The sequence below is a fragment of the Rhodococcus wratislaviensis genome, assembly GCF_041228765.1.
Lineage (GTDB): Bacteria > Actinomycetota > Actinomycetes > Mycobacteriales > Mycobacteriaceae > Rhodococcus_F > Rhodococcus_F wratislaviensis.
This window is the reverse complement of the sequence record NZ_CP150488.1, coordinates 7470242-7483108: the sequence shown is the minus strand read 5'-3', so window position 1 is coordinate 7483108 and position 12867 is coordinate 7470242. Positions and strand designations below refer to the sequence as shown.

Here is a 12867-nt window from a genome sequence, read left to right as displayed (position 1 = left end):
CGTCGCCGGGTCAGGACTGCAGGGTCGTGATCTGGAACGTGGCGCCCAGGGGATCGGCAACGGACGCGAGCCGCCCGAACGGTGTGTCCTCCGGTTCGCGCCGCACGCTGCCGCCCAGTTCGGTCACCTTCGCGACCGCCGCATCCGTGTCCTCGACACCGATGTAGAACTGCCAGAACGAGGGGACGCCTTCCGGCAGGAACGAGTCGGCGTCCATGACTCCGGCGACGGTGCGGTCGCCGAGGTTCGCCTGCGAGTACCGGAATTCGTCTGTGTCGCCGAGGGTCTGATAGGTCCAGCCGAAGACGTCCGCGTAGAAGGGGAGCGCCGCCGCATAGTTCCGCGACAGCGTTTCGTGCCAGACGGGCGCGCCGGGCTCGTCCACGAGACCGAAGCCGTCGTGCCGATCGGCCTGCCACACGCCGATGACGGCGCCGGCGGGATCGCCGAGGATGGCCATCGTGCCCTGGTCGCCCACGACCATTGCGGGCATCATCACCTGGCCGCCCGCCTCGGCGGCCTTCGCGGCGGTGGCCTCCGCGTCCTCGGACGCGATGTACGTGGTCCACACGTTGCCGTACGGGTTGCCCTGCTGCTGGGGGCCAAGGCCCGCAATGGGTTTACCGCTCTTGCTGAAGATGGAGTAGCCGCCGTACTGCGGATCCTGGTTGGTGTCGGACCTCCACCCGAACAGCCCGGTGTAGAACGGGATGACCTGTCGTGGGTCGGAACTGGTGAGATCAATCCAGCAGGGAGCGCCGGTGAGGGACGGACGGTCGGGCATCGCGGTCTCCTAGGACGTTGGTGGTCGGGGTAGCGCGCGGTGTGGTGCCGGTCACAAACCTACGCGTCCCGGCGACCTGCCGTCGGTTCGTGATGCGCTGTGGAAGACTCGGCGCATGTCTGCGAGCGAGAACCAGGACAGCCCGGGCCGGGCCCGCCAGAATGTGATCTATCGCGACGGCGTCCTCGGTCGCACACCCTCCGTTCCCACCGACTTCGACACGCTGGAGCGACGCGCGCGGCGGAAGATGAGCGCGAAGGGGTGGGCGTACGTCCACGGCGGCGCAGGCCTGGGTCGCACGATGCAGGCCAACCGCGATGCGTTCGACAAGTGGCAGATCGTTCCGCGGGTGCTGCGCGACGTCTCCAAGCGCGACATCGGGGTCGAGTTGTTCGGGCGCAGGATTCCGGCCCCGGTGCTTCTCGCCCCGGTGGGCGCGGCCGAACTGGCCAGGCCCGAGGCGGATGTGGCGATCGCCGCCGCGGCCGCCGAACTGGGTGTGCCGTACATCTTCTCCAACCAGGGCTGCGCACCGATGGAGGAGAGTGCGGCGGCGATGGGCGACGCTCCCCGGTGGTTCCAGCTGTACTGGAGCACCGACGACGATCTCGTCGACAGCCTGCTCCAGCGCGCCGAGAACATTCGCGCGGACGCCGTCGTCGTCACCCTCGACACGACCATGCTCGGCTGGCGCCCGGAAGATCTCAACCTCGGCTCGCTGCCCTTCGCGCAGGGGCAGGGAATCGCGCAGTACACGTCCGATCCGGTGTTCCGCCGCATCGTGCACGAGCGGATCAAGACCGCCGCGAGCAAGGCGGACGTCGAGGTGACACTCGGCGCGATCCGGTCACTGGTGTCGATGACCCGGCGCTTCCCGGGCCGCTTCCTCGACAACCTGCGGTCGCCGGAACCGCGGGCCGCCGTGGAGACGTTCCTCGACATCTACTCCCGTCCCTCGCTGAGCTGGTCCGACATCGAGACCCTCCGCAGCAGGACGTCCCTGCCGATCCTCCTCAAGGGCGTGCTCCATCCGGACGACGCCAGGCGGGCGCTCGACGCCGGCGTGGACGGCATCGTCGTCTCGAATCACGGTGGGCGCCAGGTGGACGGCAGCGTGTCGTCGCTGGACGCCCTCGTGGACATCGCGCCCGTCGTCGACGGCAGGCTGACGCTGCTCCTCGACAGCGGAATCCGCACGGGAGCAGACGTCTTCAAGGCCCTCGCCCTGGGTGCGGACGCCGTGACGCTCGGCCGGCCGCACCTGTACGGACTGGCCCTCGCCGGTCAGGCCGGTGCGCGGGACGCCACGGCCAACGTGATCGCCGAGTTCGATCTCACGATGGGTCTCAGCGGCCTGACATCGGTCGCCGAGATCGACCGGGACGCCCTGCGCAGGGCATAGGCCGTCAGAGTTCCGCGATCGTGATGATCCCGTCCTGAAGGGCCCGCACCAGCAGCGTCGTCTTGGTGGACGCGTCACGTCCGACCAGCGCGTACTTCTCGCGGATACGGGTCAGATGGGTGTTGACCGTTCCGAGAGCGATGTGGAGGTCGGCGGCGACGGCGAGCTTGGAGTCGCCCCGCAACCAGTGGCGGAGAACCTCGATTTCGCGCGCCGACAACGCCGGCTTCTGATAAGTCCGGGCGACTGGTTCGTCCGTATGTGGGGGGTGCCCGAGTGCGTCGGGTGCAGTGGTCATGCCGATCTCATCTTTCTGACATGTACAGAGAGCTACAGGTACCCGACGTCCCTGCAGGCAGTTCAGATTAACTGGTGGTGGCGGCGCGTGTCGCGCCAGGCCCGGATCAGCTCTCACAGCCGACGCCGTCGCCGTCGCGATCGAGATGGGTGCCGTAGCCCGGCTCGCCGATGTGAACCGGCGCGGCACCGGCCGCCTTGGCCGCCGAACAGTTCTTGTAGTAGACGTCGCTCGGCGGTGCCGTGTCGACGAACGGGACGGGCGCGGGTGCCGGAGCGGGAACGGGAGCGGGCGCAGGTGCCGCTTCCGGCACCGTGGCGGTACTCGGAGCGGGCGCGACGGCAGGCGTCGCCGCCCCGCAGTCCTGCAGAACCCGGGCGATCGCATCGTGTTCGGCCTGGGTCACCCACAGTCCGTACGCGGCCTTCACCTCCACCTGATCGGTCACGTAGGTGCACCGGTAGCTCTTGTTCGGGGGCAGCCAGGTTGCGGCGTCTCCGTCCGATTTCTGCTGGTTGGTGGGGCCGTCGACGGCTTTCAGGTTCCGCGGATCGTTGGCGAAGTTCACCCGGGTCGCGGTGTCGAGCTGCTGGGCTCCCTTCTGCCAGGCGTCGGACAGCGCGACGACGTGATCGATCTGCACGGCGTTCGACGTGCCCTCACCGCGGACGAAGGAGATGGTGTTGCCCGTGTACGGGTCGAGGAGCGTTCCGGTCTGTACCGCGCAGTCGCGCGTGCCCGGCTTGAACACGATCTGTTCGAGGTCGCGCCCGAGAATGTCGTTCCGCGTGTCGCATCCGTTGTGGCCGCCCTCGACCGTGACGTCGTCGGTCCACGCCTGGCCGAAGAGATCCCGGTCGTAGCCGGTTTTCGGTGCGCGTCCCTTGATCTCGAGGCCGGCGAGTTGCTGCAGCGCGGCGGTCGCGTCGGCGGCGCCGACCGCGGCGGGTTCGGCCGGCGAAAGGGCGAGGGCAGACGAAACCGGCACCGTTGTCGACGAATTCGACGCGGCATGCACGGTCGTCGAATCGGCGAGCGTCGGCGTCGCAGACGCGGATACCGCTGTGGCCTGGGCCGATTGGTCGTCCTGTCCGGGGCTGAGGAACGAGACCGCGGCCACGGCTACGACGATCCCGCCGGTGATCCAGGGCCACTTCTTGCGTACGGCAGATGGTGAGGGCGGGGGAAACGTCATGCCGGTCCTTCAATGAACGTGGGGGGTCGGATGTTCATCGCGCGGAAGGCCGCTTCCGTTACTCGGCATCGGGAACTGTTAGCATGCCCGGGACCGGAATTCGTGCGGGTGGAGGGCGGTACACGGTCGTGACACGACACATTTTTCGGGGGAAATTGCGAACAGCGGCCGTGACGGCCGTGACCGTGGTCTCTCTCTGTCTCGGCGGCACCGTCGCGGCCGCCGATCCGATCGTCGACACCGGTCGGGCGCTCGGCTCCGCGGTGGCGCCGAACGGGTCGAAGCTCGATCACGTCACCGTGATCGATCCGAGACACCTGACGTTGCACGTCTTCTCGGCGTCGATGCAGAAGGTGGTGCCCGTATACGTGCAGCGGCCCGCCGACACGAGCGTGCCGAGGCCCACGCTGTACTTCCTCGACGGTCAGGTTCGTCGGGAGAAGACCGACGTCGAAGAGTTCCTGGCCGACCAGAACGTGAACATCGTCAGCCCTTCCGGCGGCGAGAACGCGTATTGGACCGACTGGAAGAGCCCCGACCCGGCGATGGGGGTGAACAAGTGGAAGACCTTTATGACTCAGGAACTTCCGCCGGTCGTCGACGCGGCCCTCGGCACCAACGGAGTCAATGCGCTCGCCGGCATGTCACGGGTCGGCACCGCGGCGCTGCAGTTGGCGATCGCCGCTCCCGGACTGTTCCGTGGTGTGGCCGCGTACAGCGGTTGTGCTCTGACCAGTGATCCGCTCGGGCAGCTCCTCATCAAGATCACCATGGACAACTACGGTTACGGCAATCCGGTCAACATGTACGGCAAGGCGGACGATCCGGCGTGGGCGGCGAACGATCCCTACGTGCACGCGGCCGAACTGCGCGGAACGGAACTGTTCCTCTCCAACGGCAACGGTCTGCCGGGCCGCCACGAGACTCTGGACGGCCCCGGGATCGACGGGAACGTCGCTACACTCGCGCGGCAGATCTACGCGGGTGGCCCCATCGAAGCGGTGACCAACTACTGCACCCATCGATTCACGGATCGCCTGGGCGAGCTGGGAATACCTGCAACCGCAAGTTTCCGTAACTCGGGCACACACTCATGGGGATACTGGCAGGACGACCTGCACGATTCCTGGCCGGTGCTGGCCCGGGCGCTGGGAGTGTGAGCGAAGTTCCTCCGGTGTTTCCCGGCGGCGAGGTCACCGACGACCTCGAGATCACGCGGTCGCTCGTCGTTCCGGCCGCCGAGTTGCAGTGGCGGTTCTCCCGCGCCGGCGGCCCCGGGGGTCAGGGAGTCAACACCACGGACTCGCGGGTGGAGTTGCGGGTGAACCTGTGGACGTTGTCGACGCTGTCGCCTGCACAGCTCGAGCGCATGCAGGTTCAGCTGGGGCACAGGCTCGTTGACGGGGTGGTCGCTGTGACGGCGTCCGAAACCCGTTCACAGCTGCGTAATCGGCGCGCGGCGCGGGCCCGGATGGCGGCACTGTTGCGCGCGGCTGTTCTGGCCGAACCCCGCACCAGGCGTCCGACCAAGGCGACCAAGGGTTCGCACCGACGAAGACTCGACGCCAAGAAGCAACGCGGCCAGACCAAGAACCTGCGGAGGAAGCCGGACATGTAGGTGGTTTCACGCACCGGGAAATGGGGAATCTCCCGGATGTGTCGACCCCTCGTGTGCCGGAAGATGAGTACGGAAGCGCCGTGACGGATGACCGGAGGCGGCGAGGTCGGGGGATCGAGGTCACATGAGTGTGCTTGACGAGGAATTACATTCGGCAGCGTCGGCTGCCGCGGCGGGGGATCGCAGGGCCGTCGAGCGGGTGATGACGACGCTGTGGCCGCAGGTGGTGCGCTATTGCCGCACCCGCGTGGGGAATTCCACGCAGGTCACGCGGCCGGCGGACGAGGTGGCTCAGGAAGCGCTGCTCGCGGTGGCGCGGGACCTTCCGGCTCTCGCTCGCAGTGACCATCCCGTCCGCGAGGTGTATCGCATCGTGAGCCGGACCGTTGCGGACGTGCACGGCGACGCGGCCGGAAGTCCCGACATTCCGGCGGAAGTCGCCGGGTTGCTGCACCATCTCGACGCCACCGCCCGAGAGATCGTGCTGCTGCGGGTCATAGACGGGCTGTCCGTGCACGACACCGCGGGGGTCCTCGGGCTCCCGGTGGGCCGGGTCCTCGTCGTGCAGCACGAGGCGCTGCGGACACTGCGGACGAAGGTGGCCTGAGCGGTGTCAGCGCCGGTCGGACAGGACGCAGAACTCGTTGCCCTCCGGATCGGCGAGCACCACCCAACTCTGCTCGCCCTGACCGACATCCGCGTGCCGGGCGCCGAGCCCGAGTAGTCGTGCGACCTCGGCCTGCTGATCGTCGGGCCGGAAGTCGAGATGCAGCCGGTTCGGTAGCTGCTTCCGGTCCGGAACGGCCACGAACAGGATTTCGGGGTGACTGTCGGCCCGGGGCCGGATGTGGACGTCGCCGTCGGAATCGGTCACGGCGCCCCAACCCAGAGCCTCGGCCCACCAGCGTCCCAGGGCCGCCGGATCGACGGCGTTGACCACCACGGCTTCCCATTGCAGTCCCATGCGTCAACGGTACGGGGAGCGGCGGACGCCCGTCACCGATTCACTGCAGCGTCGGATCGATCGGTTCGACGCCGAGGCGTTCGGAGTATTGCTCGTTGAGTTCGCGCCAGCCGTAGTCCATCGCTTCGGCGCCGACGATCGGTCCGATCGGATTGCCGTCGAGCAGGGCCTCGGCGACGTCCAGGCACATGTGCCACCCGGCGGCCGTCATCGCCGCGGTTCGCTGGTCGTCGAGCGTGTGGCGCAAGGTCAGTCGCGTGCCCGCGTCGGTTTCCTCGATCGTCCAGAGCAGGAGGTCGTCGCCCCAGGTGTGTTCGAGGACGTGAGGTGCTTCGGCCCGGGTCACGGTGCCGTCGAGTTCGGTGCGGTCCTGCCCGTCGACCATGATCAGGGTGGCGGGACCGACTGTTCCGAGGTTCCGGTCCGCGGTGTACGGCGCCCACTGCGGAAGTTCGCCGGGGTCGGTGAGCGCGGTCCACAGCGCCGACGGCGAGTGGGTGAAGTCGCGGACGAAGGTCAGGGTCCAGCGGGTGCCGTCGGGTCGTGCTTCGACGTGCCGCAGTGGGCCGGGGCGGAAGTCGCGCCGTGCGTCTGGCTCGGTCATGAGGGGGTCTCCTTCGAATCGAGGTGCCGCTCGAGGGCGTCGAAGTGATGCGTCCACAGCAGGCGGTAGGGCTGCAGCCACGCGTCGAACTCGTCGAAGGGTTCGCGGTGCAGGCTGTAGATGCGCTGCTGGGCGGCGGTGCGGCAGGTGACGAATCCGGCCTGGCGCAGCACCCGCAGGTGCTTGGACACGGTCGGCTGCGGCAGTGCGAGCTGGTCGACGAGTTCGCCGACGCTGGCGTGGCCGGACCGCAGCCGTTCGAGGATCCTGCGCCTCTGCGGTTCGGCGACCACGGTGAACACGTCCGGTGCCATGCTCCCGAGTATGCGCGTACGCGTATATACGCGTCAAGGAATATGAATGTCCGGTTGCGGCATGAACGCGATCGACAGCAGGGACCGGACGAACTCGCGCAGAGCCCGCTCGTCGGACGTGTCCACGATCCCCTCCGTGGTGATGAGCGAGCCGATGATGCGGAACGCCCACTCGGAGATGGCGGTGGAGCTCACGCCCGACAGCTGCTCGCGGGAGAACAGGCGCTCGAAGTGGGGGGTCAGCAGTTGCGCCCCGAGTTCGATCATCGGCTTCGCCTTGACCGTGAACCAGGGAAGCACCACCTCGGGGTCGTCGCGCAAACCCTTCTGAAGCAACCGGTGTCCGCGTGCGTACTGGACGGCGAACACGACGGCGTCGACGAATCGCACCTGGAGTTGGCTCTGCCGTCCCCGCAACACCGGGTCCAGCACGACGAAGAACCGGGAGATCTCCCGCTGGAAGAGGGCCTCGAGGATGGCGGACTGGTCGCCGACGTGTTTGTAGAGCGTGGGCCGGGACAGTCCCGCCCGCTCGGCGATGACCGCGTGGAGCCGGGTGCTGTACCCGAGTTCGATCAGGCACTCTTCGGCCGCATCGAGGATCCGTTCCCGGAGTTCGCCGGGGGTCGGTGTCGTCGGCCGCGTCCTCACGGCCCTGATTGTGCTGGTCGGGTGGGGTGGGCGCAAACAGAAGCCGCAAATGTGAATTCGAGTCACAGATAACCATTGACCTACGTCACACCCGGGTTTACGTTTTACCTATAAACGGCAACGAGATGGAATCGCGCTCGACGAAGGGAACAGCGATGTCTCAGCGTTCACACACGATCGACCGGGAGGAAGTCGCCGGCAGGCTCCTCGCAGGCTCCGTCAAGCGCTCGTACGCTCCCGTCGTCGACATCGACTGGGACGCGCCCCTCGACGACGGCAAGTACTTCCTGCCGCCGCAGGTCCTGTCCCTGTGGGGAACCGAGATGTGGGACCGGATGAGCGAGGCGCAGCGTATCGAGCTGTCCCGGCAAGAGTCGGCCAACATCCTCAGCGTCGGAATCTGGTTCGAGAACATCCTCAACCAGGCGCTCCTACGCGCGCTGCTGCACAACGATCCGAGCTCGCTGCACACCCGGTACATGCTCACCGAGATGGGTGACGAGTGCAGGCACATGACGATGTTCGGACGTGCCATCGAGCAGATGGGCGCCAAGCCGTTCCAGCTCCGGTGGTATCAGGCGGTCGTGGTCAACGTGCTGCCCAAGACATTTCGCGGAACCATGCTGTGGGTGGCCGCGCTCATCGGCGAGGAGATCTTCGACGCCACGCAGCGGCGCGTCCTCGAGGACCCGCAGTTGCAGCCGATGATTTCCCGGCTGATGCGGATCCACGTCACCGAGGAGTCCCGGCACATCCGATTCGCGCGCGAGGGGGTGCGTCGCCGCGTCGCGGAAGGCCACCGGATCGACAGGCTGTGGGTCGGAACGCTGCAGGGGGTCGGCGGCCCGCTGTTCCAGCGGCTGTTCACCAACCCGGCCATGTACGAGCGGGCCGGACTGGATGCGAAGGAGGCGCGTCGACAGGCACTGGCAAACCCGAACTTTCGCGAAAATCAACGCCGCGGGTTCGAGTCGCTGGCCGCGTTCCTCGAGGAGAACGGCCTGATGCGAGCGACCTCCCGCGCGCTGTGGCGGCGCGGGGGATTCCTGTGACACCGGGGACCTCCGAGCCGGACGTCCTCGTCGTCGGCACCGGATTCGCCGGATTGTGTATGGCGATCGAGCTGAAGGAGGCGGGGGAGGAGAACTTCGTCGTTCTCGAGAAGGCCGATCGGGTGGGCGGAACGTGGCGGGAGAACACGTATCCGGGATGTGGCTGCGACGTGATGTCGCTGATGTATTCGTTCTCCTTCGCGCCCAACCGTAAATGGACCCGGATGTACGCGCGGCAGCCCGAGATTCTCGACTACATCGAGAGGGTGGTCCGCGACTACGATCTGGCATCACACATCCGGTTCGGCTCCGAGGTGATCTCCTACGACTTCGACGAGGGAACGGACCGGTGGCGGGTGGAGACTCGGTCGGGTTCCGTCTATCACCCGCGAATCGTCGTCGCGGGTCCGGGACCGCTGCACAAACCCAGCATTCCGGACTTCCCCGGCCGGGAGTCGTTTTCCGGACCGGCATTCCATTCCGCCGAGTGGGATCACGCGGTCGACCTGACCGGCAAGCGGGTGGCGGTCGTCGGCACCGGGGCGAGCGCCGTGCAGTTCGTTCCCGAGGTGGCGAAGGAGGCGGCGCACGTCGACGTCTTCCAGCGGACACCCCACTGGATCCTGCCGAAGCTGGACCGCCCGATCACCGCAGTTGAGAAGGCGGTGTTCCACGCAGTGCCCGGTGCCCAGAAGGCCTACCGCGGCGCGATCTACTGGAGCCACGAATCGTTGATCGCCGGTTTCCTGCACCCACGACTGATGACGGTGCTGGAGTCGGCTGCCCGGGGGCTGCTGCGCAGACAGGTGCGCGACCCTGCACTGCGTGCCACCCTGACTCCCGACTACACCATCGGGTGCAAGCGAATTCTGGTGTCCAGCAATTTCTACCCCGCCCTGCAGCGTGAAGACGTCGATCTGGTCACCTCGGGTATCTCGGAGATCACCGAGTGCGGGATCCGCACCGAGGACGGAACGGTGCACGAGGCGGACGTCATCGTCTACGGCACGGGGTTCGCGGTCGGCGACCGGTTCGAGAACGAGCACATCGTCGGCCGGCGCGGGCTGACGATCCAGCGGGCCTGGCGCGACGGCATGGAGGCGTACCTCGGTGTCGCGGTCGCGGGGTTTCCGAACTTCTTCCTCATGATGGGGCCGAATTCCGGTGGCGGCAATCAGTCGATCGTCTTCGTCATCGAGGCCCAGGCGCATTACATCACCCGATGCCTCGCACTGATGAAGAAGCGCGACGCGACGCGGATCGAGGTGCGTGCGGGCGCGCAGCGCGAATTCAACCGGGTGGTCCACCGCAAACTCGCGGGCTCGGTGTGGAATTCGGGTGGGTGCGACAGCTGGTACCTCGATTCCACCGGCCACAATCGGGCCGCGTGGCCGGGGTCGAGCGTGTCCTACTGGCGGCGGATGCGCACCCCCGACGACCGGCACTTCGAGCTGAGTTCGTTCGCGGAGCGCGAGGACGACACCGAGTACAGCGGGCCCGGCGTGCTCACGTCCGGCGACCTGACCGTGCCCGTCGAGGTCTTCCTGAGCGGTCACATCGAACCGCTGGACGGTCTCTACCACTGGTACGGCCGCGTCGTCGGCGACGGCGTCGACGCGGCGAAGCAGCGCAACCGCACCCCGCTGTTCCTCACGATCGGGGACGGTCCCGAAGTGCCCGCCGCCCTCGCCGAGCGCGACCCGTGGGGCCACTACCGGATAGCCGGGGTGGGCACGCCCCCGTTCCCGCTGGCGCCGGTCGAGGTCGAGGTTCCCGTCTCCCGGGCCAAACTCGCCTCGGCGGAATAAGCTTGTAGCTGAGCGTGTATCACACGTCGGACTCGAGCGGGAAGGGTGCTGATGCGCGACGTGCTGGCTGACCTGGTGGCGGTGTGGACCGAGGGTGGGACGGCGGGTGTCGGAACCGTGGTCCGCACATTCCGTTCCGCGCCGCGACCGCCGGGGGCGTCGATGGTCGTGGCGCCCGACGGCAGCGCGTCCGGTTCGGTGTCCGGCGGGTGCGTCGAGGGAGCGGTCTACGAACTCGCATCGGAGGTCACGGCGTCCGGCACGCCGGTGCTGCAGCGGTACGGGATCAGCGACGAGAACGCGTTCGAGGTGGGTCTCACCTGCGGTGGAATCATCGACATCTTCGTCGAGCCCGTCTCGCGGGACAATTTTCCGGAACTCGGTGAGATCGCCGGGGACATCGAGAACCACCGGCCGGTCGCGGTGGCCACCGTCGTGGCGCATCCCGATGCGGCTCGGGTGGGGCGGCGGCTGGTCGTCCGGCCCGAGCACGTGAGCGGTTCGCTCGGCTCGGACCGTGCCGATTCCGCGGTCACCGACGACGCGCGGGGCCTCCTCGCGGCGGGCGGCAGCACGGTGCTGACGTACGGCACCGACGGTCAGCGTCGCGGCGAGGGCATGGAGGTGTTCGTCGCCAGTTACGCGCCGAGACCGCGCATGCTGGTGTTCGGGGCCATCGACTTCGCCGCCGCGGTGGCCCGGCAGGGCGCCTTCATGGGATACCGGGTGACGGTCTGTGACGCCCGTCCGGTGTTCGCGACGCACGCCCGATTCCCGACGGCCGACGAGGTGGTGGTGGACTGGCCGCACCGGTATCTCGCCGCCCAGGCCGAGGCCCGGGCCATCGACGGCCGGACCGTGATCTGCGTGCTCACCCACGACCCCAAGTTCGACGTCCCTCTCCTCGAGACGGCGCTGCGCCTCCCGGACGTCGCGTACATCGGCGCCATGGGATCACGCAGAACGGACCTGGATCGGCGCGAACGCCTGCGCGAGGTCGGCCTGACCGACACCGAGCTCGACCGGTTGTCGAGTCCCATCGGCCTGGACATCGGCGCCCGGACACCCGAAGAGACGGCGGTGTCCATCGCCGCCGAGATCATCGCCCGCCGGTGGGGTGGCACGGGGCGCCCGCTCGCGGAGTCGAGCGGTCGGATCCACCACGAGGAACCCGTCGATTCCTGCGTCGACTAGGGCGGTTCACCCGGGGTTGACGGACCACCGGTTCTTGCGGAGGCTGAGAGCATCCACATTTGTGAGGTAGGTCACAATGCAAGTACCAGGATCCTTCGAATACGAGAGGGCCACGGGCGTCGAGGACGCCATCGCCCTGCTCGACCGGCTGGGCGACGAAGCCCGACTCGTCGCAGGCGGCCACAGCCTGCTCCCCATGATGAAACTTCGCCTCGCCAACCCCGAGTACCTCATCGACATCAACGACCTCGAGGGCGAACTCGGCTACATCACGACCGAGCGGTCGAGGCTGCGGATCGGTGCGATGACACGGCACCGCCGGCTTCTCGAATCGGATGAACTCGCGGTGGCGTTCCCCCTCTTCCGCGACGCGGAGAAGGTGATCGCCGACCCGGTGGTCCGCAACCGCGGAACCATCGGCGGATCGCTGTGCCAGGCGGATCCGGCCGAGGACCTCACCACTGTCTGCGCTGTTCTCGACGCCACCTGCGTGGTGCGCGGGCCGGGCGGACGCCGCGAGATCCCCATGTCCGAGTTCCTCGTCGGACCGTACGAGACGGCGCTCGCACACAACGAGATGCTCATCGAGATCGTGATACCGGTCCACGGCCACAGCTCCAGCGCGTACGCCAAGGTCGAACGGCGGACCGGAGATTGGGCGGTCACCGCGGCCGGAGCGGCCGTCACGGTGGAGGGCGGCGAGATCGCCCGGGCAGCGGTCGGTCTGACCGCCGTCAACCCGGATCCGTCCGGACTCTCGGATGTCGCCGACTACCTGACCGGACGGCCTCCGTCGGAGGAGGCGTTCGCCCAGGCCGGGCGGATGGCCGCGCAGGCCTGCGAGCCCGTCGCCGACGCCCGCGGCACCGTCGACTACAAACGCCATCTCGCATCCGAACTCACGATCCGCACACTCCGTACAGCGGTCGACCGGGTGCTCCGCAGCGACGTGGAGCACGAGCCGACCGGAGAAGAGGCATAGC

General features: G+C 67.8%; 15 protein-coding genes. 8 read left to right on the top strand and 7 right to left on the bottom strand.

From position 1 onward, the window contains the following. Nucleotides 1–10: 10 nt before the first annotated feature. Nucleotides 11–784, bottom strand: coding sequence for a VOC family protein (locus tag WKC72_RS34445; protein ID WP_370181032.1), 774 nt, complete (start codon nucleotides 782–784; stop codon nucleotides 11–13). Between the two features lie 115 nt (nucleotides 785–899). Here WKC72_RS34445 and WKC72_RS34440 point away from each other — a divergent pair, with 115 nt between their 5' ends. Beyond that, a complete protein-coding gene (locus WKC72_RS34440) occupies nucleotides 900–2186 on the top strand; it encodes a lactate 2-monooxygenase (protein ID WP_037233058.1) in 1287 nt (428 codons plus the stop codon). 4 nt (nucleotides 2187–2190) lie between these two features. On the opposite strand, the gene WKC72_RS34435 is transcribed toward WKC72_RS34440, so the two are convergent. Both WKC72_RS34435 and WKC72_RS34430 read right to left on the bottom strand, forming a co-directional pair. Continuing rightward, complete coding sequence (locus WKC72_RS34435) at nucleotides 2191–2484, bottom strand: response regulator transcription factor (RefSeq protein ID WP_037233060.1); 294 nt, start codon at nucleotides 2482–2484, stop codon at nucleotides 2191–2193. A gap of 106 nt (nucleotides 2485–2590) precedes the next feature. Then, nucleotides 2591–3679: a DUF1524 domain-containing protein gene (locus tag WKC72_RS34430; protein WP_037233061.1), complete on the bottom strand. Its 1089-nt coding sequence runs from the start codon at nucleotides 3677–3679 to the stop codon at nucleotides 2591–2593. 170 nt (nucleotides 3680–3849) lie between these two features. Between WKC72_RS34430 and WKC72_RS34425 the strand changes: the two genes are divergently transcribed. The 3 genes from WKC72_RS34425 (at nucleotide 3850) to WKC72_RS34415 (ending at nucleotide 5904) form a co-directional block, all read left to right on the top strand. Next, nucleotides 3850–4839 carry an alpha/beta hydrolase family protein gene (locus WKC72_RS34425; protein WP_037233063.1) on the top strand — a complete coding sequence of 330 codons (990 nt, stop codon included), beginning with the start codon at nucleotides 3850–3852 and terminating at the stop codon, nucleotides 4837–4839. Further along, the gene (gene arfB / locus WKC72_RS34420; RefSeq protein ID WP_052033224.1) at nucleotides 4836–5297 is read left to right on the top strand and encodes an alternative ribosome rescue aminoacyl-tRNA hydrolase ArfB; all 462 of its coding nucleotides are present in this window, start codon (nucleotides 4836–4838) and stop codon (nucleotides 5295–5297) included. Before WKC72_RS34425 ends, arfB begins: the two co-directional genes overlap by 4 nt. Nucleotides 5298–5421: 124 nt before the next feature. Beyond that, entirely contained in the window at nucleotides 5422–5904 is a 483-nt protein-coding gene (locus tag WKC72_RS34415) for a sigma factor-like helix-turn-helix DNA-binding protein (protein ID WP_370181031.1), read from the top strand. A gap of 6 nt (nucleotides 5905–5910) precedes the next feature. Here WKC72_RS34415 and WKC72_RS34410 read toward each other — a convergent pair whose 3' ends face one another. Genes WKC72_RS34410 through WKC72_RS34395 form a run of 4 tightly spaced genes read right to left on the bottom strand, consistent with a single transcriptional unit; the run spans nucleotide 5911 to nucleotide 7830 of the window. Further along, nucleotides 5911–6261, bottom strand: coding sequence for a VOC family protein (locus WKC72_RS34410; RefSeq protein WP_037233068.1), 351 nt, complete (start codon nucleotides 6259–6261; stop codon nucleotides 5911–5913). A 40-nt stretch (nucleotides 6262–6301) separates the two neighbouring features. After that, complete coding sequence (locus tag WKC72_RS34405) at nucleotides 6302–6865, bottom strand: SRPBCC family protein (RefSeq protein ID WP_037233071.1); 564 nt, start codon at nucleotides 6863–6865, stop codon at nucleotides 6302–6304. Next, nucleotides 6862–7179, bottom strand: coding sequence for a helix-turn-helix transcriptional regulator (locus WKC72_RS34400; protein WP_037233074.1), 318 nt, complete (start codon nucleotides 7177–7179; stop codon nucleotides 6862–6864). Before WKC72_RS34400 ends, WKC72_RS34405 begins: the two co-directional genes overlap by 4 nt. A 33-nt stretch (nucleotides 7180–7212) precedes the next feature. Beyond that, a complete protein-coding gene (locus WKC72_RS34395) occupies nucleotides 7213–7830 on the bottom strand; it encodes a TetR/AcrR family transcriptional regulator (protein ID WP_037233077.1) in 618 nt (205 codons plus the stop codon). 125 nt (nucleotides 7831–7955) lie between these two features. On the opposite strand from WKC72_RS34395, the gene WKC72_RS34390 reads away from it, so the two are divergent. The 4 genes from WKC72_RS34390 to WKC72_RS34375 all read left to right on the top strand — a co-directional run bounded on the left by WKC72_RS34390 (nucleotide 7956) and on the right by WKC72_RS34375 (nucleotide 12866). Further along, a complete protein-coding gene (locus WKC72_RS34390; RefSeq protein WP_112301003.1) occupies nucleotides 7956–8882 on the top strand; it encodes a diiron oxygenase in 927 nt (308 codons plus the stop codon). Continuing rightward, entirely contained in the window at nucleotides 8879–10690 is a 1812-nt protein-coding gene (locus tag WKC72_RS34385) for a DUF4873 domain-containing protein (RefSeq protein WP_370181029.1), read from the top strand. The genes WKC72_RS34390 and WKC72_RS34385 overlap by 4 nt, the downstream gene beginning before the upstream one ends. A gap of 51 nt (nucleotides 10691–10741) precedes the next feature. Beyond that, nucleotides 10742–11884, top strand: coding sequence for an XdhC family protein (locus WKC72_RS34380; protein ID WP_370181028.1), 1143 nt, complete (start codon nucleotides 10742–10744; stop codon nucleotides 11882–11884). 76 nt (nucleotides 11885–11960) lie between these two features. Then, nucleotides 11961–12866 carry a xanthine dehydrogenase family protein subunit M gene (locus tag WKC72_RS34375; protein ID WP_037233080.1) on the top strand — a complete coding sequence of 302 codons (906 nt, stop codon included), beginning with the start codon at nucleotides 11961–11963 and terminating at the stop codon, nucleotides 12864–12866. The last annotated feature ends 1 nt before the right edge of the window (nucleotide 12867 follow it).

Coding starts and splice junctions, on each gene's coding strand:
- WKC72_RS34445 (WP_370181032.1), bottom strand. CDS start 784: ATGCCCGACCGTCCGTCCCTCACCGGCGCTCCCTGCTGGATTGATCTC.
- WKC72_RS34440 (WP_037233058.1), top strand. CDS start 900: ATGTCTGCGAGCGAGAACCAGGACAGCCCGGGCCGGGCCCGCCAGAAT.
- WKC72_RS34435 (WP_037233060.1), bottom strand. CDS start 2,484: ATGACCACTGCACCCGACGCACTCGGGCACCCCCCACATACGGACGAA.
- WKC72_RS34430 (WP_037233061.1), bottom strand. CDS start 3,679: ATGACGTTTCCCCCGCCCTCACCATCTGCCGTACGCAAGAAGTGGCCC.
- WKC72_RS34415 (WP_370181031.1), top strand. CDS start 5,422: ATGAGTGTGCTTGACGAGGAATTACATTCGGCAGCGTCGGCTGCCGCG.
- WKC72_RS34410 (WP_037233068.1), bottom strand. CDS start 6,261: ATGGGACTGCAATGGGAAGCCGTGGTGGTCAACGCCGTCGATCCGGCG.
- WKC72_RS34405 (WP_037233071.1), bottom strand. CDS start 6,865: ATGACCGAGCCAGACGCACGGCGCGACTTCCGCCCCGGCCCACTGCGG.
- WKC72_RS34400 (WP_037233074.1), bottom strand. CDS start 7,179: ATGGCACCGGACGTGTTCACCGTGGTCGCCGAACCGCAGAGGCGCAGG.
- WKC72_RS34390 (WP_112301003.1), top strand. CDS start 7,956: ATGGAATCGCGCTCGACGAAGGGAACAGCGATGTCTCAGCGTTCACAC.
- WKC72_RS34380 (WP_370181028.1), top strand. CDS start 10,742: ATGCGCGACGTGCTGGCTGACCTGGTGGCGGTGTGGACCGAGGGTGGG.
- WKC72_RS34375 (WP_037233080.1), top strand. CDS start 11,961: ATGCAAGTACCAGGATCCTTCGAATACGAGAGGGCCACGGGCGTCGAG.